Below are 20,014 nucleotides of genomic sequence, written 5' to 3' on the forward strand. Positions count from 1 at the left end.
TGCCAATGCCAATCTGGCATAAACCGTCGGCAAGGTGATGCGCATGAGGATGATGGCAGTCGCGGCGATCCTGTTTTCCACCGGAGTCCCCTCGGCGCCGATCGAGCCGCCAGCGACTGTGGACGATATCGTTAAGAAGCTCGATATCACGTCCTTTGCCAACATGGTCGGCCGCTTGGTGCCCGGAAGACGCACGTTCGCGGACTATGGCTTCGTTCTACGGACCCGCTCGCAAAAAAGCGCCGAGCTGATTCGGACTGCCGATGGGCATAAGAAGAGTTTCGTGATCACGTCAGACCGAAAGAGCCGCCTCACCATTTGCTTTAGGGATCAGTTTGTCAGGGCGGCGGGCAGTGCCTCGCCCATTCGAGCGGACATCACGTCGAATCTGGTGATCAGCACATCGGCTAGAGGTCTTTGGATAGCGCAAGAGGCTGCAAGCGATCTGCGCTGTCGCAACTCCCGTTTCGGCGACAAACACTATCCGCGCACGGTCGGGGGCTAGACGGCACAGTTTGGACGGCCGCGATCAGCGTCGCTGACCCCACCACTGCTTTTGGTTGCCGGCTATCCATTATTGCGCGCGAGAAGCGGGGGTGGCTTCACAGACAGTCGAGAAAGGGCGCATAGGTCAACGCCATGATCCTTTCCATCATCCTCGCTGCCGCCATCGCGCAAACACCTGTTCGTGTTGCACCCGCCGACCCGGCCGCTTTTTTCAGGGGCGATGGAACGGTCGTGAAAATCGATCCGAGTTGCCGGGACTATACGCTCGACACGGTCCAGACCAATCCCGATTGCGCGGCGCGGGTGGCCAAGGGCGAAGCGGCACCGTCGCTGGCTATCGCCGCAATGACGTTGCAATCGGTACCGGCACGCCGGGCGGATGCCGTGCAGCTTCTGAAACGCTCGGCCGAGGTTACCGGCAGTCCGGCCGTGCATTATCTTCTCGGGTCCGTGTTGGGAACCGCGCAGCAGGTGCAGCCGGACTATGCGCTGGCCGTACGCCATCTCGGCATCGCTGCCGAGCGCGGCAATCCGGCAGCGGCCGATCTCCTTGCCAGCCTATTGCTGGCAGGGAAGGGGGCGCCGCGCGACGTTCCGCGCGCGATCAGCCTGTATGAGCGGGCTGCCGCGAACGGATTTCCGTCGGCGGCGATCGCGCTGGGCAAACTGTATCTCGCAGGCAAGCGCGTACCGAAAGACGAAGCGCGGGGGCAGGCATGGCTGGATGCGGCGGCCGCCGCCAATGCCCCTACGGCCGCGCAGCTCGCCGCCCTGGCAAAAGGCGACACGAAGGTCTCGAACTATCAATTGATCCCGTCTGCGGATCCGGCGAAGGTCAAGCTGGTGCGATATGGCACCTTCGACAATCCGGACATTCCGCCGAGCTTCGGCTTCGATCCCGAGTTCCAGAAGATCCATGATGCGCCGTATGACGATCGCGAGACGCTGGCGACCTTGGAGAAGGGAGCCGCCGCGATGCCGACGCCATACCTCTATGAACTTGCCCGGCGACTGGCATCCCTTGATCCGGGCAGGAGCCTTTCCACCTACCTCCTTGCCCGGACCCGCATGGCCTATGATGCGGCTCGCTGTGCCGATCCGGCTGCCGCCGAAGCGCTGCGCGCCTGGGACATGGTCGTCGCACCGGATCTTCGGTTCCTGTTCGCCGCAGGCGCACCGCCCCGGGTCGCAATCGAGCAGGCATTGTCGCAGGAAGCAACGTTGCCGGCCGACACCCAGCCCTGGTGGGTTTGCAGATCCGGCATGGCCGAGATGTCTGCCGCGATGAACGGCCAGGCGGGGGCGTTGAAGCTCAAGCCCGCGTCGGCCTGGCCCGACCTTCGGAAGACGGCAAGGGCGCCGCTTGAGAAGCTGCTGGGAAGCAACTGACCGCGCCGCATTCCCTAAGGGGTGTACCCGGAAACGCTCGATCAGGCCTTCACATAGACCCAGGCATGGCTGCCGGAGGCGAGCGGCGCCCAGACCCGCCGATAATTCTCGCTTTCATAGACGTCCGCCGCCGCCAGCTCCTCCGGAGTGAGCTGGAAGACCTTGCCCGGGATCGGCGGGCCTTCACCGGGGACGAGGGCGAGGTGCGTCTCGATGCCGCTGGCATCCAGTACGGCGGGATCGCGAATCTGGATCTCGGTGACGACATAGCCGTGGAGGATGTCGTCGGTGCCGTCGAGCAGCCGACCGAACTGGCTCAGCTGTACCTGCGCAAGCTGGAGCGTGCCGTAGGAGAAGAGCGGCTCCACGCGCGGTTCAGCCGATCGCTTCGAGCACCGCGGCGCGGAGCTCCGGCAGCCCCATGCCCTTGTCGCTGGACGTTGCCAGGATCTCGGGGTGGGCGGCGGCGCGCTTGCGGGCCTCCTCGACGGTGCGGGCGGTCACGTCGGCCAGCTCGCTCGCCTTGATCTTGTCCGTCTTCGTCAGGACCAGACGGTAGCTGACGGCCGCATCGTCGAGCATCTCGAGGATCTCGCGATCGACATCCTTGATGCCGTGGCGCGAATCGATCAGCACCAGCGCGCGCTTCAGCTCCTGCCGGCCGCGCAGATAGTCGTTCACCAGATAGCGCCACTTGCGCACCATGTCCTTGGGCGCCTTGGCGAAGCCGTAGCCGGGCATGTCGACGAGGCGGAAGCGCAGCGGCTCGCCCACGTCGAAGAAGTTGAGCTCCTGCGTACGGCCCGGGGTGACCGAGGTGCGCGCAAGGCTGTTGCGGTTGGTCAGCGCGTTGATCAGCGACGACTTGCCGACGTTCGAGCGGCCGGCAAAGGCGACTTCCGGCACCGTCGGCGCAGGCAAGTGCTCCAGCGCGGGTGCCGACTTGAGGAAGGCGATGGGGCCGGCGAACAGTTTGCGCGCGGCTTCGATCTGGTCGGGGTCGAAGGACATTTAGATCAGGGGCCTTGCTGCGATGTCAAATTCCTCCCCGGAACGGGGAGGGCGACCATTCGCGCCAGCGAATGGTGAAGGGGCCGCCGCGTCAGCGGCGGTGCTCCCCACGTACTGCGCCATTCCGCGCCCTGCGGCGCGGCCCCTCCGCCCCTCGCCTTCGGCGAGCGGTCCCCCTCCCCGTACCGGGGAGGCGTAAGAGGGGCGTACCGCCATCACTTGGCCTTGGCCGCTTTCGGCTTTTCCACCGGGACCTTCATCTCCGGGTGACGGGAATAGAGCCACTGCTGCTGGAGCACGGTCAGCACGTTCGAGGTGATCCAGTAGATCTGCAGGCCGACGGCGAACGGCGCCATCAGGAACATCAGCATCCACGGCATGATCGCGAACATCTGCTTCTGCATCTCGTCCATCGGTGCCGGGTTCATCCGCATCTGGAAGAACATCGACACGCCGAGCAGCACCGGCACCACGCCGATCGCCAGGAAGCTGGGCGGGGTGAAATGGAGATAGCCGAACAGGTTGAGGATCGTCGCCGGATCGGGCGCGGACAAGTCCTTGATCCACAACACGAAGGGCTGGTGGCGCATTTCGATGGTCAGCAGCAGCACCTTGTACAGCGCGAACATGATCGGAATCTGCAGGAGCATCGGTGCGCAGCCGGCGAGCGGATTGACCTTTTCCGCCTTGTACAGCTGCACGATCTCCTGCTGCTGGCGCTGCTTGTCGTCCTTGTAGCGCTCCTGGATCGCCTTCATCTTCGGCTGTACCTGGCGCATCTTCGCCATCGAGGCGAACTGCTTCTGCGCGATCGGGAACAGCAGGCCGCGGATGGTGATCGTCAGCAGGATGATCGCCACGCCGAAATTGCCGACCAGCTTGAACAGCCAGCTGAGGTAGGTGAAGATCGGGCGCTCGATGATCTCGAACCAGCCCCAATCGATCGCGCGCTCGAACTTCGCGATGTCATACTGCTTCTGATAGGCGTCGAGCAGCTTCACTTCCTTTGCACCGGCAAAGAAGTGGCTGGTATAGGTCGCTTCCTTGCCCGGACGGATCGCGATCGGCTGCGAGAGCGACACATCGGCCTGATACTGCTGGCCGGCGGTCCCGCGCTGCTGGATGTTCACGCCGCCGCGCTGGTCCGGGATCGCCGCGGTCAGCCAATAATGGTCGCTGAAGCCGACCCAGCCGCCGGTGGTGGCGAACTGCTGGGGCGTGCTCTCGATGTCCTTCCAGTCGATATAGTGCGCCGCCTCGTTGGTCGCGGCGACCGGGCCGACATGCGCGGCCCACTGGCTGGTATCGGTCGAGCGCTGGCCGCGCGAGATCAGCGTATAGGGCGTCACGGCCACCGGCGCGCCGCCGCGGTTCGCGACGGTCTGGCGGACGGTGAACATGTAGTTCGAATCGACGCCGAGCTCGACCGTGAAGGTCTGGCCGGCGCTGTTGGTGGTGGTGAGCTTCACCGGCGAGGCGGGCGTCAGCGTCTCGCCATCGGCCTTCCACACGGTGTTGCCGTCGGGCACGCCTGCACCCTGCCAGCCGAACTGCGCGAAATAGCTGCCCTCGGCACCGCTCGGCGAAAGCAGGCGGATCGGCGGCGAATTCTTGGCGACGGTCTGGTCATACTCGCGCAGGACGAGATCGTCGATGCGCAGGCCCTTGAGGTTGATCGAGCCCTTCAGCGCGGGCGTGTCGATCTGCACGCGGGGGCTGTCGGCCAGCACGGCTTCGCGATTGCGAATCGTCTTCGGGGCGTTCGCCGCGGCGTCGACACCGGAATTCGGTACCGGCTGCAGCTTGCCGTCGACCATCTTCGCGGGCGCGGCGGGCTGCTGCGGGAACAGCCAGTGGCTGATCACCGGCCAGCCGAACAGGACCAGCGCGGCGAACACCGCAAAAAGGACGAAATTCTTCTGTTCTTCTTTCACCGATAATCCCCGGAAGGAAAACTCAAGGAACGGGATCTGGGCCGTGCCCGCCCCATGGATGGCAGCGCGCGATGCGCCGTAGCGCAAGCCAGCCGCCTTTCATCGCCCCATAGCGGCGAAGCGCCTCGATTGCATAGGCCGAACAGGAGGGCTGGTAGCGGCAGGTGGGCGGCAGGATCAGCGACGGGCCCAGCTGCCAGGCGCGCGCGAGCAGCATCAGGGCCCGCGCGATCACGATTCCACCTTGGGATCAGCCTTGGGGCGAACGCGCCGAAGCGCCTTGGCGAGTTCCGCCTTCAGATCGGCATAGGGGCGCTCGATTCCGCCGTTCCTGCCGATCAGCACATGGTCTGCGCCGGCGATTCCCGCCTCCGGCAGGATTTCGCGCGCAAGCATACGAAAGCGCCGCTTCATCCGATTGCGGATAACGGCGTTGCCAACTTTCTTGGATACGGTAATGCCGATCCGCATCGACGGATCGGCATCGTTCCGTTCGCGCACCAGCAGGACGAAACCGGGCATCGGTGCCCGCTTTCCCCCGTTGGCGGCGAGATAGTCCTTGCGCTGCGTGAGCCGGTCGAGGCTCGGCAAGGGCGTGTCGGTGCTTACGCCGACAGCTTCTTGCGGCCGCGGGCGCGGCGGGCGCGGATCACATTGCGACCGCCCGGGGTCGCCATCCGTGCACGGAAGCCGTGCCGGCGCGCACGCACCAGGTTGCTCGGCTGAAAGGTCCGCTTCATCGCTCATCCTCGAGTATCTAGAACGTAAAAGGGCCGCCACAGGGGCGGCCGCGTGTCGAGCGCCCTTAAGCAGAACCGCCGCAGGAGTCAACGCAGGAAGCGGAAATCGGGCGAGTTCTGCGCGCATGGCTGCGAAGATGGGGCTGGTGTGTTGCAGGTGCAAGACGCCCGTTGACGATCGTGCCGCTTCCGTATCGAGGAAAAGCCGCTATGCTCTCATTTCGGGGAGGGGGGCTCTCTTGGTCGCCAGCGTTTCGACGGTTGCCTATCTGGGATTGGAAGCGCGCGCGGTGGAGGTGCAGTGCAACCTCGTCGCCGGGCTGCCGAAGTTCGTCGTCGTCGGCCTGCCCGACAAGGCGGTGGCCGAAAGCCGTGAGCGCGTTCGCGCCGCGATGGCCGCGATCGGGCTGGCATTGCCGCCCAAGCATATCGTCCTCAACCTCTCGCCCGCCGACCTGCCCAAAGAGGGGTCGCATTTCGACCTGCCGATCGCGCTGGCGCTGCTGGCGGCGATGGGCGTGGTCGATGCCGAGACGATTGCGGGCTATGTGGTGGTCGGCGAACTGGCGCTTGACGGGCGTATCGCGCCGTCGCCGGGCGTGCTGCTCGCGGCGATGCATGCGGCGGAGGCGGGCAAGGGGCTGGTCTGCCCCGCCGCGCAGGGGCCCGAGGCGAGCTGGGCGGGGCAGGTGGAGGTGCTGGCGGCGCCTGACCTGATCGCCCTGCTCAATCACTTCAAGGGCAACCAGTTGCTCCCCGGCCCGGTGTCGGGCGAGGTCGATCCGCCGGGGCAGGGGCCGGACCTCGCCCAGGTGAAGGGGCAGGAAACCGCCAAGCGCGCGCTGGAGATTGCGGCGGCGGGCGGGCACAACCTGCTGTTCGTCGGGCCGCCGGGCGCCGGCAAGTCGCTGATGGCGGCGTGCCTGCCGGGCATCCTGCCGCCGCTCGAGGCCGCCGAGGCGCTGGAAGTGTCGATGGTCGCTTCGGTGGCGGGGACGCTGCAGGGCGGGCGGCTGACCCGCACCCGGCCGTTCCGCGCGCCGCATCATTCGGCCTCGATGGCGGCGCTGACCGGCGGCGGGCTGAAGGTGAAGCCGGGCGAGGTGAGCCTCGCGCATCTCGGCGTGCTGTTCCTCGACGAGCTGCCCGAGTTCCAGCGCGCGGTGCTTGATTCGCTCCGCCAGCCGCTGGAGGCAGGCGTGGTGAGCGTCGCCCGGGCCAATGCGCATGTGACCTTCCCGGCGCGGGTGCAGCTGATCGCGGCGATGAACCCGTGCCGCTGCGGGCATCTCGGCGACCCCGCGCTCGCCTGCGCCCGCGCGCCGCGCTGCGCGGCCGACTATCAGGCCAAGGTATCCGGCCCGCTGCTCGACCGCATCGACCTGCATGTCGAGGTCCAGCCGGTCACCGCCGCCGACCTCGTCCTGCCGCCGCCTGCGGAAGGATCGGCCGAGGTCGCGGCGCGGGTGGCGGCGGCGCGGTCGCTCCAGACGGCGCGTTATGCGGGCACCCCGATGCGGACCAATGCCGAGGCGGACGGCGAGCCGCTGATGGCGGTCGCCACGCCCGACGATGCGGGGCGCAAGCTGCTGGCCCAGGCGGCCGAGGCGATGCGGCTTTCGGCACGGGGCTATACAAGGGTGCTGCGCGTCGCGCGGACGATCGCCGATCTGGCGGGTGCCGAGGGGGTAGGGCGCATCCATGTCGCGGAGGCGCTCAGCTACCGCCGCCAGGCGCCGCGGAGTTGAGCGGGCCATGCTGATCGAGGCGATCCTGGAATATCTCGGCGCGATCGGCGGGCCGGATCGCGGGACGTGGAAGCTGTGGCTCGGTATTGTCGCAGCGGGCGCTGTCGCCTGCGTGCTGCTTTCATACTGCGCGTAGCGTGGCGGCTTTCGCCCCATTTGCAGACGTAACCGGAGATGGGTAGCATCCAACGATGAACGAAGCGGCCGTGAGCGGGATACTACTGACGCTGATCTCCGCTGTCGTACTCGCGGTCGGGTTTGCAACGGGCAAGATGCCGTTCAATTACAGGTCCCTGGACACCGGACGATATACGGCTCCAGCTACATTCTGGGCATTCGCAGGCTCGTGGACGCTCTTTGCTATCGCAGGGATCGCCATCGCAGTTCGCCACTGGGGCGTATGACCGTTTTCCACCACTTCCGGGCGTTCAAGGCAATCTTGGTCCATCTTGCGCTGACCGCATTGTTCATAATATGTTCTAAATCGAAAACCTGTGAAATGGCCGCTTTTTGATTCCGTTGAATACCTCCCCGCTGCGCGCGACGCGAGATATCGCGCGTCCTCGTCCTTTGTTGCTGCGGGCCGCACGCGCAAAGTTTTCGCGAGCCTAAACTTCCTAAACTTCGCGGCCCACGGCGCATGTCGAGACAGCCGCGAAAGCGCGCGTGCGCCTAAACTTCCTGAACTTCGGCCGATGACCGCGATCCGGCGCGGCACCGCTATCCCTGCGTGTCGCCAGCGCGCACCTCGCGTTGATCGGCAGCAACCTCCCGCCGACATCGACGTTGAGCGCAGGTGCAACAGCCCCGAAACGAAGCGCCCGAAGGCGAAGAGCCCGATCTGCCTCCCGACGAGGAGGAGGAAGTCCAGGAACGCGAGGCCGCGTCCTCGCGCGTCATCCACGAGGTCATTCGCCGCCAGGGCGACGAAGAGCTCGACCGGCCGGCGAGTTCGCTGTTCTTCTCCGGCGTGGTCGCCGGCGTGGCGATGGCGGCGTCCGTGCTCGGGCGCGGGCTGATCGAAAGCCATCTGCCCGATACCGCATGGCGGCTGCCGGTCTCCAGCATCGGCTATTGCCTGGGCTTCGTGATCGTCGTGCTCGGGCGGCTGCAATTGTTCACCGAGAGCACGCTTTCCGCGGTGATCCCCGTCGCGGCGAACCCGACCTTTCGCAATTTCTCCCGGCTGGGGCGGCTCTGGGGCCTGGTGCTGGCGGCCAATCTCGTCGGCACGCTGCTGATCGCCTGGCTCGCGACCGAGGGCTGGGTGGGCACGCAAGCGAGCACAAAGGCGATGCTCGACACCTCGCGCAGCCTGCTCGAGCTGTCCGGCTGGGACGCAGTGCGCGCGGCGGTGCCGGCGGGCTTCCTGATGGCGGGAATCGCCTGGTCGCTGCCGGGCGCGCGGCGGCAAGAATTCTTCGTGCTGGTGTTTTGCACCTATTTCATATCGCTCGGCGAGTTCGCGCACGTCGTGGCAGGCGCGGTGGAGGCGTGGATGCTGTGGCTGGCGGGCGAGGCGAGCCTCGGCTGGGTGCTGGGCGGTTTCCTGGCGCCGGCGCTGCTCGGCAACATTCTCGGCGGTTCGGTGCTGTTCGCGTTGCTGGCGCATGCCCAGGTGCGCGAAGAGACATGAAGCGGGTTGCAGCACGGCGAAGCTTCGTCTAGCCGTGCGCATCCTTCGCTGCCCCTGTGGCGAAATTGGTAGACGCATTCGACTCAAAATCGAACGCCGCAAGGCATGCTGGTTCGAGTCCGGCCAGGGGCACCAATACATATTGAGACATTGTAGAAATCCGCGGAAAACTGCGATAAAATCGCCGTTGACAGTCCCGTGGTTTCTCATTCTGTTCCGCTAAGGCCCGCGAAAAGCGGGACACGAATCGGTGAGCCACGGGCCTCGCAGGAGGCGTGGTCCACCATGCTAACCGTCGTCGAAATCCGTACGCTGAAGCCTCGCGATCGCCCGTTCAAGGTCTCGGACCTTCTCGTGCAGCCATCCGGGGCATTGCTCTGGCGATTTCGCTACAGGTTTTCGGGATCGAGCGGAAGCTGTCGCTCGCGAGCTTTCCCCAAGTGACGCTTCAACAGGCTCGGCGGAAGCGCGACGAGGCCCGTTCTGAGCGCACGGATGGCTTTGACCCCGTCGAGGCTAAACGGTTGAAGCGCCTCGAGCGGCAGCGCTGCTCGACGACATGCCCAACGCGCAATGGCTGCTCGGCGATCGCGGCTACGACGCCGACTGGTTCAGGGATGCTCTGCAAGCCAAAGGCATCCAGCCCTGCACCCCAGGCCGGCGATCACGCAACGAGCCGGTCAGATACGACAAGCGGCGCTATCGGCGACGAAGCCGCATTGAGATCATGTTCGGTCGCCTCAAGGACTGGCGCCGCGTCGCAACCCGATACGATCGCTGCCCTACCGCCTTCTTTTCCGCCATCACCCTCGCTGCCACCGTCATCTTCTGGCTGTGATCAACGAGTCCTGACCCTGGCGCTGCGCGGCACCGGTGCGCTTCCGGGAGGCAATCTTGTCGTCACCGCGCCGGTCACCTTTGGGCGGATCCACATCCTGCCGATCGGCACCAGCCTGCTGCGCAGGTATCCGCGGCTGGATGTTGAACTCACTTTGATCGATCGCGTCGTGCGCCTGGTTGAAGAGGGGATCGACGTCGCGGCGCGGATCGGCGATCTGTCGGACAGTGCGCTCCATGCCCTGAAGGTCGCAGAAGTGCGGCGGGTTCCCGTCGCCAGCCCGGGCTATCTGGCGGCACGCGGAACGCCCGAGACTGTGCCAGCGCTACGTGATCACGCCTTGATCTCTTTCACCGAGATCGATCGCGCGCACGAATGGCGCTTCGGAGCGACCGGCAAGACCGCCATTCGCATCGAACCAAGGTTGACCGTCAACACCGCCGATGCGGCAATTGCGGCTGCGGTCGATGGTTTGGGGATCGCGCGCGTGCCGCTTGGTCACACTGCTGACGAAATCGCGCTGCCACCAGCACCGGTCCACCTCGTCTATCAGGCCAATCGACGCGCTTCGGTCAATGTGCGCGCGTTCATCGAGGCAGCGCGCGTGCATTTTGGTGGGTTGGATCTGACCGGTGGTACCGCCTAGGTTAAGATTTTGATTCAGTACGTTAAAGTCCGGATGCTGCCACGGTTTTTCCGCCACGCCCCGCTTGCACGAGGAGGGCCGACCCGAGGTTGGGACCAAACACCTAGGGGCTGCTCAAGTGTACGTCTACATATGGGTGCCACCGTCGATCCGCAGTTCGGTCCCGGTGACGAAAAGACCGTCATCGGACGCCAGCGCGGCGACGAGTCCGGCAACGGTGGTGGGCGGGGCAAAGCCGCGTCCCAAGGCAGGTGTCAGCTTGGCGAACAGCGACAGGTCACCATCTTCCGGGATGCCCGGCGCTCGCGTCATACCGGATTCGATGCTGCCCGGCGCCACCGCGATCGCGCGCAGGCCTTGGCTGGCATATTCTGCGGCGATGGCGTGGGTGAACGCCTGGATGCCGCCCTTGGACGCGGCATAAGCGGCCATATAGGGATGTGCGAAGCTCGCCGAGGTCGAGCTGAAGTTGATCACCACGCCGCGCCCGGTCCGCAACAGTGCCGGTAACGTCGCGCGGGTCATCAAGAAGGTGCTGGTCAGGTTCACCTTGAGGATCTGATTCCACAGATCGAGCGAGGTCTGGTGGGTATGTGCGGACCGCAAAATGCCCGCGGCATTGACGAGCACGTCCAGGCCCGCATCCACGAGCCCCGCCTCGGCAACCATTGCCGCGACTGCCGCTTCCTCGGAGACATCCGCCGTGATCGTCTGCAAGCGGGCCGCGTGACCCGCATGGCCTGCCCGATCGGCCGTCTCCACCAGCCCCTGCTCGGAAACGTCGACCGCAATGATGTTCGCGCCTTCCTCCAGCAGACGGGCGACAACGGCTTGTCCGATGCCGGACCCGGCGCCGGTCACAAGGGCGGTGCGTTGATGGAACCTGTTCATGGTCGCTCCTTCGACAACTTGTGTGTCGCGTGATCACCGTCGGCCGGACAGTGTGGCGCAAGACTCTCAGCAGGGCCCAGCGGCTGCAAGCCGGCGAACAGCCGATCCAGGCGCATCCTGATATCGCTTCGCCGTTGGCGGGCGGCGACCCGGCGCCCGCCGCCCATGTACAGTTCGTCGGAAATGGCGTCCTTGATGTTATCCAGCGCCGATTCATCCAGCACGTTGCAGCGGCGCAGTTCGATACAAAGCTGGATCAGGCCAATCGCCGTACCCTGGGCCCGCAGGCCCACATTGGTAATGTCTATGTGGAGCTGCCTTTGCTCTTGATAGGAGAGATTCACGATATTGTTCTCCAGAACCCGCCGGCTGAACCAGGCGCGATCAAAGCTTGATCCGAAAATCGATTCCGTAGGTGGCGGGCTCCGCATAGGTATTCCCAGCGAAGCCGAGCCCCCCGAAGTCGATTCCATACAGGCGGTACTTCTGATCGAAGACGTTCTTGCCCCAGACGGCCAGTTCTGCCTTCGCACCGTGCAGATCGATGTCCGCCAGCGCGACGCGGGCGTTGAAGAGGCTGCGGGGGGCGCCCGATATCACTTCGTTGTACGGGGTTCCTACCGTTGTCGGGTTGAAGTAGATCCGCCCGCGATAGTCGTAATCCAGGCGTGCGCTGAGCTTTCCGATCGCCAGCTGGGCGATGTCCCACTGTGCGAATGCGCTGATCGTCGTGGTCGCTCCGACCTGGAAGCGCGCCGTGTCCTTGACGTCGACGATGCGGTTGGTCGTGGGATCGAGGATCAGGAATTGAAGATACTTGCGGTTGGTGTAGCCGATGTTGCTGCCGACCGTGACCCCGTCGACCGGGCGCGCAGTGATCTCCGCTTCCAGCCCCCAGTAGCGCGCCTTGCCGGCGTTGACGGTGATGCTCGACGCGCCGCCGGTTCCTGCCTGAAGCTGCTGGAGCTGGAGGTCGGTGTGCGTTGCGTAGAAGCTCGCCAGATTCAGCCGGAGGCGCCGGTCGAAAAGGTCGGTCTTGAGCCCCGCTTCATATGAGGTCAGCGCTTCGGGCTTATAGCCCGAATTGACCGAACGGGCGTTGAAGCCGCCTGCCTTGTACCCGGTCGCCGTGCGGGCATAGAGCAGCGTCGTCGGCGTCGCCTGCCAGTCGATGCTCGCGGAATAGTTCACCCGATTGAAGCTGGCGTTGAGGGTCCGCGTGAGCGGCGCGCGCTGTTCGAGGCGCTTGCTGTCGTCGGTATAGCGGACGCCGCCCGTCACGCTAAGCGTCGACGTCACTTTGTACGTACCCTGCACAAAGCCCGCCTTGGACTCGTTGAAATGGTCATAATCGTACAGCGAGCCCAGCTGTACGCCGAAGCTGTTTATCTGCAGGGTGGGAGTCAAAGGAATTGCGACCGGTGATGGCAACGCCAGCAGGAAGTTCTGCGGGTTCCGCTCGTAAGAATGCTCGGAGAAATAATAGCCGCCGATCACATAATCGAAATGATCGCCGACCCGTCCCAGAATGTTGAATTCCTGCGAGAACTGATGTTGCCGGCGCACATTTTGGGTAGCGAAGAGGGTCAGCGGCGTCACGCCGAGCGGGAGAAACGGATTGGGCGGCGCGAGAATGGCCGGGCTTACCGTGAACCCGACAAGGTTCGCGTTCCCGCCGAGATCGTCGCCTGCGTTGCGGTTGCGCCACTGACGGAAACCGGTAAGCGAGCGCAAGGTGACCCCGCCGAGATCAAGATCCGCGGTGACGGTATGGCCCATGACCCGATCCGTCATCACCCCCTGGTTGAGGAAGACGCGGTCTAGTCTGTTCGGGGATACATTGGGCGTGCCGCCGCCGAGCTTCGGAGACGCCTGGAGATAGGCGAGGACGTCAGGCCGTACGGCGGTGAGCTGGAAGGCGGCGGCGTACCCGCTGCGATCCGAATAGTCGAAGCCATAGTCGAGCGTGAGCGGACCGCGACGAAAGCGGAGGGCGGCGCGCACGGCATCGAGCACATAGGCGCCCGGATCCCGGTTGTCGCGGCTGTCCGGGTCGTCGACGAATCCGTTGCGCTGCTTGTGCAGATAGGTGAAGCGCGCGGTCAGGCCCGACTTCGCGATATCGCCCGTGTCGACCGAGGTTCGGACCTGATAGAAGCCCAGGTTGCCGCCGCCCGCATCGAGTTCGGCATGGAAATCCTGCGAGGGTTTGACGGTGATGAGGTTCACCGCACCGCCGATCGTGTTGCGGCCGTACAGCGTTCCCTGCGGCCCTCGGAGAACCTCGATCCGTTCGAGATCCAGTATGTCGAACGCACTGCCCGAGGCACGCCCGAGGATGACGCCGTCGACGTACAGGCCGACGGGGCTGTCCGACGTCAGAATGGGATCGACATCGCCGATCCCGCGGATGAACAGCTGCATGTTCGTGGCAGAGGCCGGCGAGATCGTGACCGAAACGCTGGGTGCGATGGCCGTGAGGTCCGCGGCCGACGCGATGCCCTTGTCCTTGATTGTGTCCGCATTCAGCGCCGTGATGGCCAGCGGCGTCGATTGCAGATTTTCGCTGCGCTTCTGTGCGGTGACGACAATATCGGCAATGCCGCCGTCCCGCGCAGCGTCCGGCGGTACCGTCTGCGGATTCGCCGATGCCCGCGTAGCGGATGCGGATTGTGGCGGCGCGCTCGGCTGGTTCGGCGCCGTCGACTGGGCTGCGACGGGGGCAGCAAGCCCCATAGCGGCAATGCCGCCAAGCAGATGGGCAACGTTGCGCATCGATATCCCCTCCCATGTTTCGGCCGCTTTGGTGCCGATTATTCCTCCAGGATATTGCTATCGCGCACCATGTGTCAACAATGGCTACGTAAAATGCTGCTCAGAATGCCTAATGATGTCATATTGCGCATTTTGAAGCCGGTTTGCTTGCGTTCGTGGAATTGGGGCGGCGATGATCGTCTAAACGCGTAGGGATGCGTGGCGAAAAAAACGCAAAACACAAAAATATCGCCGCCATCGTCCGCATCTGTTGACGATTCCGGGATATCGAGGCAGATTTTTTGAAAATAGTGCATCGGATCGCACGCGAACGGATAGGGAGAGAGATGCGACGTCGACTCACATGTATCGTCATCGGCGCTGGAATGTCCGGCATCTTGGCGGCCATCCGTCTGCGCGAACGCGGCGACGACGTCATCGTCCTTGAGAAGGGCGCAACCGTCGGCGGAACCTGGCGCGAAAATCGATATGCCGGCCTGACCTGCGACGTGCCGGCCCATGCCTATACCTACTCGTTCGCGCCGAACCCGGCGTGGAGCCGGTATTTCGCCACCGGCAGCGAGATTCAGGAATATTTCGAAGGCGTTGTCGATCGGTGCGGCGTTCGCGAGGCGATTCGATTCGGCGTAGAGGTGGCCGAAGCGGCGTGGCAAAACGGAAAGTGGCACGTCGAGGCAAAGGACGGCAGCCGCTACGAGGCGGACGTGCTGATCGCCGCGACGGGCGTGCTGCATCATCCCCGCTATCCCGACATCAAGGGGATGGACACCTTCTCGGGGCAGGCGTTTCACTCGGCGCGCTGGCCGGACCAGATCGATCTTGCCGGCAAGCGGGTCGGCGTGATCGGCAATGGTTCGACGGGCGTGCAGATCGTCAGCGCACTCGCCGGCGTTGCGGCGCACGTCGATCATTTCCAGCGGTCGCCGCAATGGATCATGCCGGTCCAGGACTTCGCCTATAGCGAGGAAGAACGGGCGCGCTTTCGTGCCGACCCGGCGGCCATCGACGCTATCCGGTTCGATCCGGAATATGTCGGCAACGTGCGGCGCTTCAACAACGCGATTATCGATCCGGCGTCGGAGGCGATGGCGTTCATCGAGAGCATTGTGCGGCAGAATCTCGAGGCGAGCATCGCCGATCCGGTCCTGCGCGAAAAGCTGACACCGGACTATCGCGCCGCGTGCAAGCGATTGATCTACTCGCCATCCTATTACGCGCAGGTGCAGCGCGACGATGTCGACGTGGTGCGAGCGGGAATCGAGGCCATCGAGCCGGAGGGCGTCAGGACGCGGGACGGCGCGCTGCACGGCTGCGACGTGATTGTGTACGCAACCGGATTTCATGCCGACCGATTCGTCCGACCGATCAACATCGTTGGACGCGACGGCATCGCGCTGAATGACGTATGGGCGCGTCGGCCCTCCGCTTTCCTGGCGATCTCCGTCCCTGACATGCCGAACCTGTTCATGCTGAACGGCCCGACCGGCCCGGTGGGCAATTTCTCGCTGATCGAGATCGCGGAAGCGCAATGGGGCTATATCGCCCAACTGATCCAGCGCATCGAGAGCGGGGAGGCGGACGAGATCAGCCCGACCCATGCCGCGATGGCCAGTTATGAAGAACGTCGGATCGCGGCCGCCAAGACCACGATCTTCGCGAGCGGGTGCTCGAGCTGGTATCTAGACGCGGAGGGCGTCCCCCAAAGCTGGCCGTGGAGCTATGACCGCTTCTTCGAGGAGATGCGGGCACCCGAACTGTCTGCGTACGATGTTCGTACCCATGTGCGGGCTCCGACCTGACTCGGCGAGGGGCGCGGGCGGGGAGGCCTGCTTGATGCCGCCGCCAGCGCCTTGTTGGTGCGGCTTCTAGATCAGCGAAAAGGATAAGAGGATGCAGGAACAATCGCCGTTGGCGGTCATCACGGGTGCTGCAAGCGGGATCGGGGCAGGGCTTGCCCGCGAGGCGGCGCGAAGGGGGGTTCGGCTGCTGCTGGCCGACCGAGACCAAGATCGCCTGCGCGCGGTAGCCGGTGAACTTCCCGATGCCGAGTCGCTGGCGGTGGATGTCACCGATCCCGCCGCGGTGGATGCGCTTGCCGCGCGCGCCGCGGCGATGGGTGGCGCCGATCTGCTGTTCAACAACGCCGGCGTGATGACGACGGGCCTGAGCTGGGAGATTCCCGCCGATGCCTGGGACCGGGCGATGGCGATCAATATCGGCGGCGTGCTGAACGGGCTGCGGAGCTTCGTGCCGCAGATGATCGCGCGCGGTACCGCGTGCCGGATCATCAACACCGCCTCGGTGGGGGGCTTCCTGCCGAGTCCGCTGATGGCGCCGTATAGCGTGACCAAGTTCGGCGTCGTCGCGCTGACCGAGTCGCTGAAGCTGGAACTCGCCATGCTGGGCGCCCCCGTTGCCGTTAGCCTGCTGGCGCCGGGGCCGGTCCATTCCGAGATTTTCGCGGATCCCTTTGCGGGCGCGGTGCAACCCGCGACCGAGCAATTCGTCGCCGCGATGCGCGATCTGCTGCGGGTAAACGGGATCGATGCCGATACCTTTGCCGCCCGTGTGTTCGATGCGATCGAACGCGGCGACTATTGGATCATCCCTCAGCCGGAAGCGCTCGATCCCGCGCTGGATGCCCGGCACGCCATGATCCGGGATCGGCGTGCGCCTGATCTTTCAATGCTAGGCTGACGCGGCGTGGAGAAGCTCGTTTACGCGCTATGGGCTTCCGCGGGGGCGGATCGACGGGCGCTGGTACATCGCGGCTTCCCGACATGAACCGCGCGCCGTGATCGACGGCATTCTCGTCGATTCCGCTGCGGTCGATCTTGCCTCAGTCGACGAGCGCGCAGTAGCGATAGTCGTGCTTGATGAAGTTCTGGCCGAGGCTGTAGCGGACGCGTCGTACGCCAGGGATGCTGTCGATCGTCCCGTGCAGATAGTCGGTCAGCTGTGCACCGTCCTCGACGACGGTCATCGCCAGCACATCGGCGCGCCCGAGCATGGTCGAGACGAACGCGATGTCCGGCAATTCCGCCAGGCGCTGGGCAAGGGCATGGATGTCGGACGCCTTGTCCGCTTCGATCCAAAGATAGGCGAGGAACGAGTTCGTCAACCGGTTGGCATTGGTGACGGCGGTGACACGAATCACCTTGTTGTCGAGCAGGCGTTTCAGCCGAAGGCGGATGGTGCCCTCGGTCAGTTCCATCTCGCGTGCCAGTTCGCGGTTGCTGACGCGGGCCTCGCGGCTCAGCCGCTCGATGATCCGCATGTCGAGATCGTCCAGGGGGATGCGGCTCACAAGGGCGCCCATTCGTTGTTGTACTTGAGAATTTTGAGCGACAGTCCGGGGAAGAGACGCTCGACGCCCTCGACCCGCGCGATGACCTCCGACAGCAGCGTATCCAGTTCGGTGGTGTCCCGGGCGACTACCTGAATCTCCAGGTCGTACATGCCGATCGTGACGTTCACGGTGATGACGTTGTCGAGCTGCGCAAGATCCGCACCGACCGCGCTCGCGCTGCGCCCCTTCACCTGAACGCCGACCGCCGCGATCGCGTCGAACGACATCGCGGAGAGGTCCTGGACCGCAACGACGCGAACGACATTCTCCTGCTCCAGCCGGCGCAGGCGTGTCCGGACCGTCGCTTCATTCACCCCCGCCGCAGCGGCGAGTTCACGGTTGCCGATCCGGCCGGAAGCGCGAAGGGCCGCGATGATCTTCTCGTCGATCTCGTCGATCGTGATCTTCGGCCCCGATCGCACATCATCATCCTGCCGCGCCCGGCGACCATTGCCGGTAAGTGGTTTTCCCATCATCTTCCCATGATGAACCGTCGCAGGAGCAGGTGCAATCGCCCTGTCACCGTGCGACAAATCCGCCATCGACGGGGAGGGCGTGGCCGGTGATGAAACTCGCCCGGTCGGAGGCCAGGAACACCACGGCTTCGGCGACCTCTCCGGGCTGGGCAACGCGCCCCATCGGGGACATCTGCCGCAGGAATTCGGCACCTTGTGCGTCGGCGAGAATCGCCGCCGTCATGGGTGTTTCGATAGCCCCCGGGCAGACGGCGTTGATACGGATGCCTTGCGGGGCATAGGCCAGCGCCGCCGATCGGGTCAGACCGACCACCGCATGCTTGCTGGCGCAATAGCCCGCACCGGAGAGGCCGACGAGCCCGGCAACCGAGGCAGTGTTGACGATCACGCCCTGGCCGCGTGCGTCCATATGGCGCAGTTCGGCCGACATGCACAGCATCACCCCGCGCTGGTTCACCGCCACGACCCGGTCGTAGACGTCGACATCGTTCCAATGGCTGCGTCCGTCCTCCAGCGAGATGCCGGCGTTGTTGAAGGCAATATCGAGGTGGCCGAACTCCTGGACGATGGCGTCGACCGCCGCATCCACCGCCTCCCGATCGGTTACATCGAGCGCGATCGCCTTCGCGCCCGGCGCGAGCGACGCCGTTTCGGCTGGCGTGTCGAGATCGCTGACGATCACCTTGGCGCCCTCGCGTGCGAAGGCGATGGCGGTGGCCCGGCCGATCCCCGCCGCGCCGCCGGTAAGGAACGCCACTTTTCCTTCCAACAATCCCGTCATCGCGTACTCTCCTCCATGGAAACGTTGTCCTGGCTCCAATATGCCTGCATCAGCGCGATCTTGCCGTTCTCATCGAACTGGAAAAGATCGATGACGTCGATCCGCGTCGGCTGACCGCCATGGGTCAGCAAGACGTGGAAGGGAAAAACGGCCACATTGCCGGCGAGCCGGATGGGACCATCCAGCTCGAGCTTGGCGCCGGTGCGCATCGCGTAGGCATAGAAGGCTTCTATCGCATCGCGGCCGCAGTGGGCGGGGCTGTCATAGGGGTCTTCCACCTGCGCATCGTTTGCGTACAGTTCCGCGATGGCGGCCGCATCGCCACGGTTGAACGCTGCGACATAGGCGAGGACCACGGCTTCCTTGTGCTGCCGGGCGCTCATGCCAACGCTCCTCCGAAATCCCAGTGATGGCCCCACAGATCCTCCTTGATCGTGAAGGTGGGGGTAAAGCGCGACCAATCGTCGCACCGCCAGCCATCGCAGCCATATTCGATGTCGAAACCGCTGGGGCTTCGAACGTAGAAGCTGATCATCCGATCGTTGGTATGCCGTCCGATCGTAGCAGAGATGTGATATCCCGCCGCGGTTGCTCGATCGAGCGCGAGCCCAACCTCGTCGATGGTCGCAACCTCGACCATCGCATGGATGAGGCCGGTCGGGGCGGGGAATTCCCCCACCGCTACCGTGTGGTGGCGCGGCCCCTCGGCATGCAGGAACATCAGGCCCAGGCCGGCCTCCGGCCCGCCCGGAAACTGCACGCGCATCTCGTCGCTGGTGCCGAAGCCGAGCAGGTCGCAATAGAAGGCGCAGGTTTCGGCATAGCGGTTCGTGGGAAGCACGACATGTCCCATGCCGCCTTCGCCGGTCACGAAGCGCGAGACGCCGGTCGGCGACACGAACGGCGTGCCGGCAACCATGTGGCCCCATATCAGCTCCAGATGGTTGCCCGCGGGATCGGCGCAGCGCGCAAGGCCGCGGACATGGCGCGCCGCGGCATCCGCAGGATCGGCGCGCGTAACGGCGTGACCGCCGGCTTCAAGCCGATTCAGCGTTTCCTCGAACGCGACCATCGTCGGGATTTCCAGCCCGATCGCGGTGACCCGATCGCGGGGGCCGTGCTCGACCTGCAGGCGGAAGGGACGATCGTCGATTCGGAAGCGAAGGACATCGCCTTCGGCAGCGACGTCCTGCATGCCAAGCACATCGCTGCCAAAGCTGCGCCAGCGCGCGAGGTCGGTTGCCTCGACGATGAGATAGGCGAGTGATCGGACGGACATTAGAACTATCCCCT

At 64.8% G+C, this 20,014-nt stretch carries 22 protein-coding genes, 1 tRNA gene and 1 pseudogene; 10 read left to right on the forward strand and 14 right to left on the reverse strand.

Translation table 11 applies throughout. The features are described from left to right. The first annotated feature begins 43 nt into the window (after nt 1-43). Nucleotides 44-505 (forward strand): hypothetical protein, encoded by a 462-nt coding sequence (locus A7X12_RS03075; protein WP_232318301.1) that lies wholly within the window; start codon nt 44-46, stop codon nt 503-505. 233 nt (nt 506-738) lie between these two features. Further along, nucleotides 739-1,896 carry a tetratricopeptide repeat protein gene (locus tag A7X12_RS03080; RefSeq protein WP_198161844.1) on the forward strand — a complete coding sequence of 386 codons (1,158 nt, stop codon included), beginning with the start codon at nt 739-741 and terminating at the stop codon, nt 1,894-1,896. 41 nt (nt 1,897-1,937) lie between these two features. Here the strand turns inward: A7X12_RS03080 and A7X12_RS03085 are convergent, their stop codons facing one another. The 6 genes from A7X12_RS03085 to rpmH form a co-directional block, all read right to left on the reverse strand. Further along, nucleotides 1,938-2,264 carry a gamma-glutamylcyclotransferase family protein gene (locus A7X12_RS03085; protein ID WP_064310171.1) on the reverse strand — a complete coding sequence of 109 codons (327 nt, stop codon included), beginning with the start codon at nt 2,262-2,264 and terminating at the stop codon, nt 1,938-1,940. 7 nt (nt 2,265-2,271) lie between these two features. Further along, nucleotides 2,272-2,907: a ribosome biogenesis GTP-binding protein YihA/YsxC gene (yihA, locus tag A7X12_RS03090; protein WP_064310172.1), complete on the reverse strand. Its 636-nt coding sequence runs from the start codon at nt 2,905-2,907 to the stop codon at nt 2,272-2,274. A gap of 215 nt (nt 2,908-3,122) precedes the next feature. Next, on the reverse strand, nt 3,123-4,841 hold the full coding sequence (yidC, locus tag A7X12_RS03095; RefSeq protein ID WP_064310173.1) for a membrane protein insertase YidC: 1,719 nt from the start codon (nt 4,839-4,841) through the stop codon (nt 3,123-3,125). A 22-nt stretch (nt 4,842-4,863) separates the two neighbouring features. Continuing rightward, nucleotides 4,864-5,076 (reverse strand): membrane protein insertion efficiency factor YidD, encoded by a 213-nt coding sequence (gene yidD / locus A7X12_RS03100; protein WP_064310174.1) that lies wholly within the window; start codon nt 5,074-5,076, stop codon nt 4,864-4,866. Beyond that, nucleotides 5,073-5,432, reverse strand: a complete 360-nt coding sequence (rnpA, locus tag A7X12_RS03105; RefSeq protein WP_084445011.1) for a ribonuclease P protein component — start codon at nt 5,430-5,432, stop codon at nt 5,073-5,075. The genes yidD and rnpA overlap by 4 nt, the downstream gene beginning before the upstream one ends. Before the next feature lie 14 nt (nt 5,433-5,446). Continuing rightward, complete coding sequence (gene rpmH, locus A7X12_RS03110; protein ID WP_010545931.1) at nt 5,447-5,581, reverse strand: 50S ribosomal protein L34; 135 nt, start codon at nt 5,579-5,581, stop codon at nt 5,447-5,449. Between the two features lie 239 nt (nt 5,582-5,820). On the opposite strand from rpmH, the gene A7X12_RS03115 reads away from it, so the two are divergent. The 6 genes and pseudogenes from A7X12_RS03115 (at nt 5,821) to A7X12_RS03140 (ending at nt 10,449) form a co-directional block, all read left to right on the forward strand. Then, nucleotides 5,821-7,329: a YifB family Mg chelatase-like AAA ATPase gene (locus A7X12_RS03115; RefSeq protein ID WP_064310175.1), complete on the forward strand. Its 1,509-nt coding sequence runs from the start codon at nt 5,821-5,823 to the stop codon at nt 7,327-7,329. A gap of 7 nt (nt 7,330-7,336) precedes the next feature. Then, on the forward strand, nt 7,337-7,465 hold the full coding sequence (locus A7X12_RS26550; RefSeq protein WP_269747794.1) for a hypothetical protein: 129 nt from the start codon (nt 7,337-7,339) through the stop codon (nt 7,463-7,465). 660 nt (nt 7,466-8,125) lie between these two features. After that, entirely contained in the window at nt 8,126-8,965 is an 840-nt protein-coding gene (locus A7X12_RS03125; RefSeq protein WP_084445013.1) for a formate/nitrite transporter family protein, read from the forward strand. A gap of 50 nt (nt 8,966-9,015) precedes the next feature. Then, a tRNA-Leu gene (locus tag A7X12_RS03130) sits at nt 9,016-9,100 on the forward strand. 403 nt (nt 9,101-9,503) lie between these two features. Next, a pseudogene (locus A7X12_RS03135) lies at nt 9,504-9,803 on the forward strand (transposase); the annotation flags it as partial. After that, nucleotides 9,685-10,449, forward strand: a complete 765-nt coding sequence (locus tag A7X12_RS03140; RefSeq protein ID WP_157105493.1) for a LysR substrate-binding domain-containing protein — start codon at nt 9,685-9,687, stop codon at nt 10,447-10,449. The pseudogene A7X12_RS03135 and the gene A7X12_RS03140, both read left to right, overlap by 119 nt. A 126-nt stretch (nt 10,450-10,575) precedes the next feature. Here A7X12_RS03140 and A7X12_RS03145 read toward each other — a convergent pair whose 3' ends face one another. From A7X12_RS03145 to A7X12_RS03155, 3 genes are read right to left on the reverse strand one after another with little or no spacing between them, the layout of a single operon-like run. Further along, the gene (locus A7X12_RS03145; RefSeq protein WP_064310177.1) at nt 10,576-11,340 is read right to left on the reverse strand and encodes an SDR family NAD(P)-dependent oxidoreductase; all 765 of its coding nucleotides are present in this window, start codon (nt 11,338-11,340) and stop codon (nt 10,576-10,578) included. Further along, nucleotides 11,337-11,684: a hypothetical protein gene (locus tag A7X12_RS03150; protein ID WP_064310178.1), complete on the reverse strand. Its 348-nt coding sequence runs from the start codon at nt 11,682-11,684 to the stop codon at nt 11,337-11,339. Before A7X12_RS03150 ends, A7X12_RS03145 begins: the two co-directional genes overlap by 4 nt. A 40-nt stretch (nt 11,685-11,724) precedes the next feature. Beyond that, complete coding sequence (locus tag A7X12_RS03155; RefSeq protein WP_157105487.1) at nt 11,725-14,115, reverse strand: TonB-dependent receptor; 2,391 nt, start codon at nt 14,113-14,115, stop codon at nt 11,725-11,727. Nucleotides 14,116-14,441: 326 nt separating this feature from the next. On the opposite strand from A7X12_RS03155, the gene A7X12_RS03160 reads away from it, so the two are divergent. Both A7X12_RS03160 and A7X12_RS03165 read left to right on the forward strand, forming a co-directional pair. After that, nucleotides 14,442-15,914 carry a flavin-containing monooxygenase gene (locus A7X12_RS03160; protein ID WP_064310179.1) on the forward strand — a complete coding sequence of 491 codons (1,473 nt, stop codon included), beginning with the start codon at nt 14,442-14,444 and terminating at the stop codon, nt 15,912-15,914. A gap of 91 nt (nt 15,915-16,005) precedes the next feature. Beyond that, on the forward strand, nt 16,006-16,812 hold the full coding sequence (locus A7X12_RS03165) for an SDR family oxidoreductase (protein ID WP_064310180.1): 807 nt from the start codon (nt 16,006-16,008) through the stop codon (nt 16,810-16,812). A gap of 142 nt (nt 16,813-16,954) precedes the next feature. On the opposite strand, the gene A7X12_RS03170 is transcribed toward A7X12_RS03165, so the two are convergent. From A7X12_RS03170 to A7X12_RS03190, 5 genes are read right to left on the reverse strand one after another with little or no spacing between them, the layout of a single operon-like run. Beyond that, nucleotides 16,955-17,422, reverse strand: a complete 468-nt coding sequence (locus A7X12_RS03170) for an Lrp/AsnC family transcriptional regulator (protein ID WP_064310274.1) — start codon at nt 17,420-17,422, stop codon at nt 16,955-16,957. Next, on the reverse strand, nt 17,419-17,937 hold the full coding sequence (locus A7X12_RS03175) for an Lrp/AsnC family transcriptional regulator (protein WP_084445053.1): 519 nt from the start codon (nt 17,935-17,937) through the stop codon (nt 17,419-17,421). Before A7X12_RS03175 ends, A7X12_RS03170 begins: the two co-directional genes overlap by 4 nt. A 46-nt stretch (nt 17,938-17,983) precedes the next feature. Beyond that, nucleotides 17,984-18,721, reverse strand: coding sequence for an SDR family oxidoreductase (locus tag A7X12_RS03180; RefSeq protein WP_064310181.1), 738 nt, complete (start codon nt 18,719-18,721; stop codon nt 17,984-17,986). Then, entirely contained in the window at nt 18,718-19,104 is a 387-nt protein-coding gene (locus A7X12_RS03185) for a nuclear transport factor 2 family protein (protein ID WP_064310182.1), read from the reverse strand. The genes A7X12_RS03180 and A7X12_RS03185 overlap by 4 nt, the downstream gene beginning before the upstream one ends. Beyond that, nucleotides 19,101-20,000 carry a VOC family protein gene (locus tag A7X12_RS03190; RefSeq protein ID WP_064310183.1) on the reverse strand — a complete coding sequence of 300 codons (900 nt, stop codon included), beginning with the start codon at nt 19,998-20,000 and terminating at the stop codon, nt 19,101-19,103. The genes A7X12_RS03185 and A7X12_RS03190 overlap by 4 nt, the downstream gene beginning before the upstream one ends. Nucleotides 20,001-20,014 lie beyond the last annotated feature (14 nt).

This window comes from Sphingomonas sp. TDK1 (assembly GCF_001650735.1).
In the GTDB taxonomy this organism is placed as follows: Bacteria; Pseudomonadota; Alphaproteobacteria; order Sphingomonadales; family Sphingomonadaceae; genus Sphingomonas.

What these genes read in the sequence shown, in the direction of transcription:
- A7X12_RS03075 (WP_232318301.1), top strand. Translation starts at nt 44, where the DNA reads ATGAGGATGATGGCAGTCGCGGCGATCCTGTTTTCCACCGGAGTCCCC.
- yihA (WP_064310172.1), bottom strand. Translation starts at nt 2,907, where the DNA reads ATGTCCTTCGACCCCGACCAGATCGAAGCCGCGCGCAAACTGTTCGCC.
- rpmH (WP_010545931.1), bottom strand. Translation starts at nt 5,581, where the DNA reads ATGAAGCGGACCTTTCAGCCGAGCAACCTGGTGCGTGCGCGCCGGCAC.
- A7X12_RS26550 (WP_269747794.1), top strand. Translation starts at nt 7,337, where the DNA reads ATGCTGATCGAGGCGATCCTGGAATATCTCGGCGCGATCGGCGGGCCG.
- A7X12_RS03145 (WP_064310177.1), bottom strand. Translation starts at nt 11,340, where the DNA reads ATGAACAGGTTCCATCAACGCACCGCCCTTGTGACCGGCGCCGGGTCC.
- A7X12_RS03155 (WP_157105487.1), bottom strand. Translation starts at nt 14,115, where the DNA reads ATGCGCAACGTTGCCCATCTGCTTGGCGGCATTGCCGCTATGGGGCTT.
- A7X12_RS03160 (WP_064310179.1), top strand. Translation starts at nt 14,442, where the DNA reads ATGCGACGTCGACTCACATGTATCGTCATCGGCGCTGGAATGTCCGGC.
- A7X12_RS03165 (WP_064310180.1), top strand. Translation starts at nt 16,006, where the DNA reads ATGCAGGAACAATCGCCGTTGGCGGTCATCACGGGTGCTGCAAGCGGG.
- A7X12_RS03175 (WP_084445053.1), bottom strand. Translation starts at nt 17,937, where the DNA reads ATGGGAAAACCACTTACCGGCAATGGTCGCCGGGCGCGGCAGGATGAT.
- A7X12_RS03180 (WP_064310181.1), bottom strand. Translation starts at nt 18,721, where the DNA reads ATGACGGGATTGTTGGAAGGAAAAGTGGCGTTCCTTACCGGCGGCGCG.
- A7X12_RS03185 (WP_064310182.1), bottom strand. Translation starts at nt 19,104, where the DNA reads ATGAGCGCCCGGCAGCACAAGGAAGCCGTGGTCCTCGCCTATGTCGCA.
- A7X12_RS03190 (WP_064310183.1), bottom strand. Translation starts at nt 20,000, where the DNA reads ATGTCCGTCCGATCACTCGCCTATCTCATCGTCGAGGCAACCGACCTC.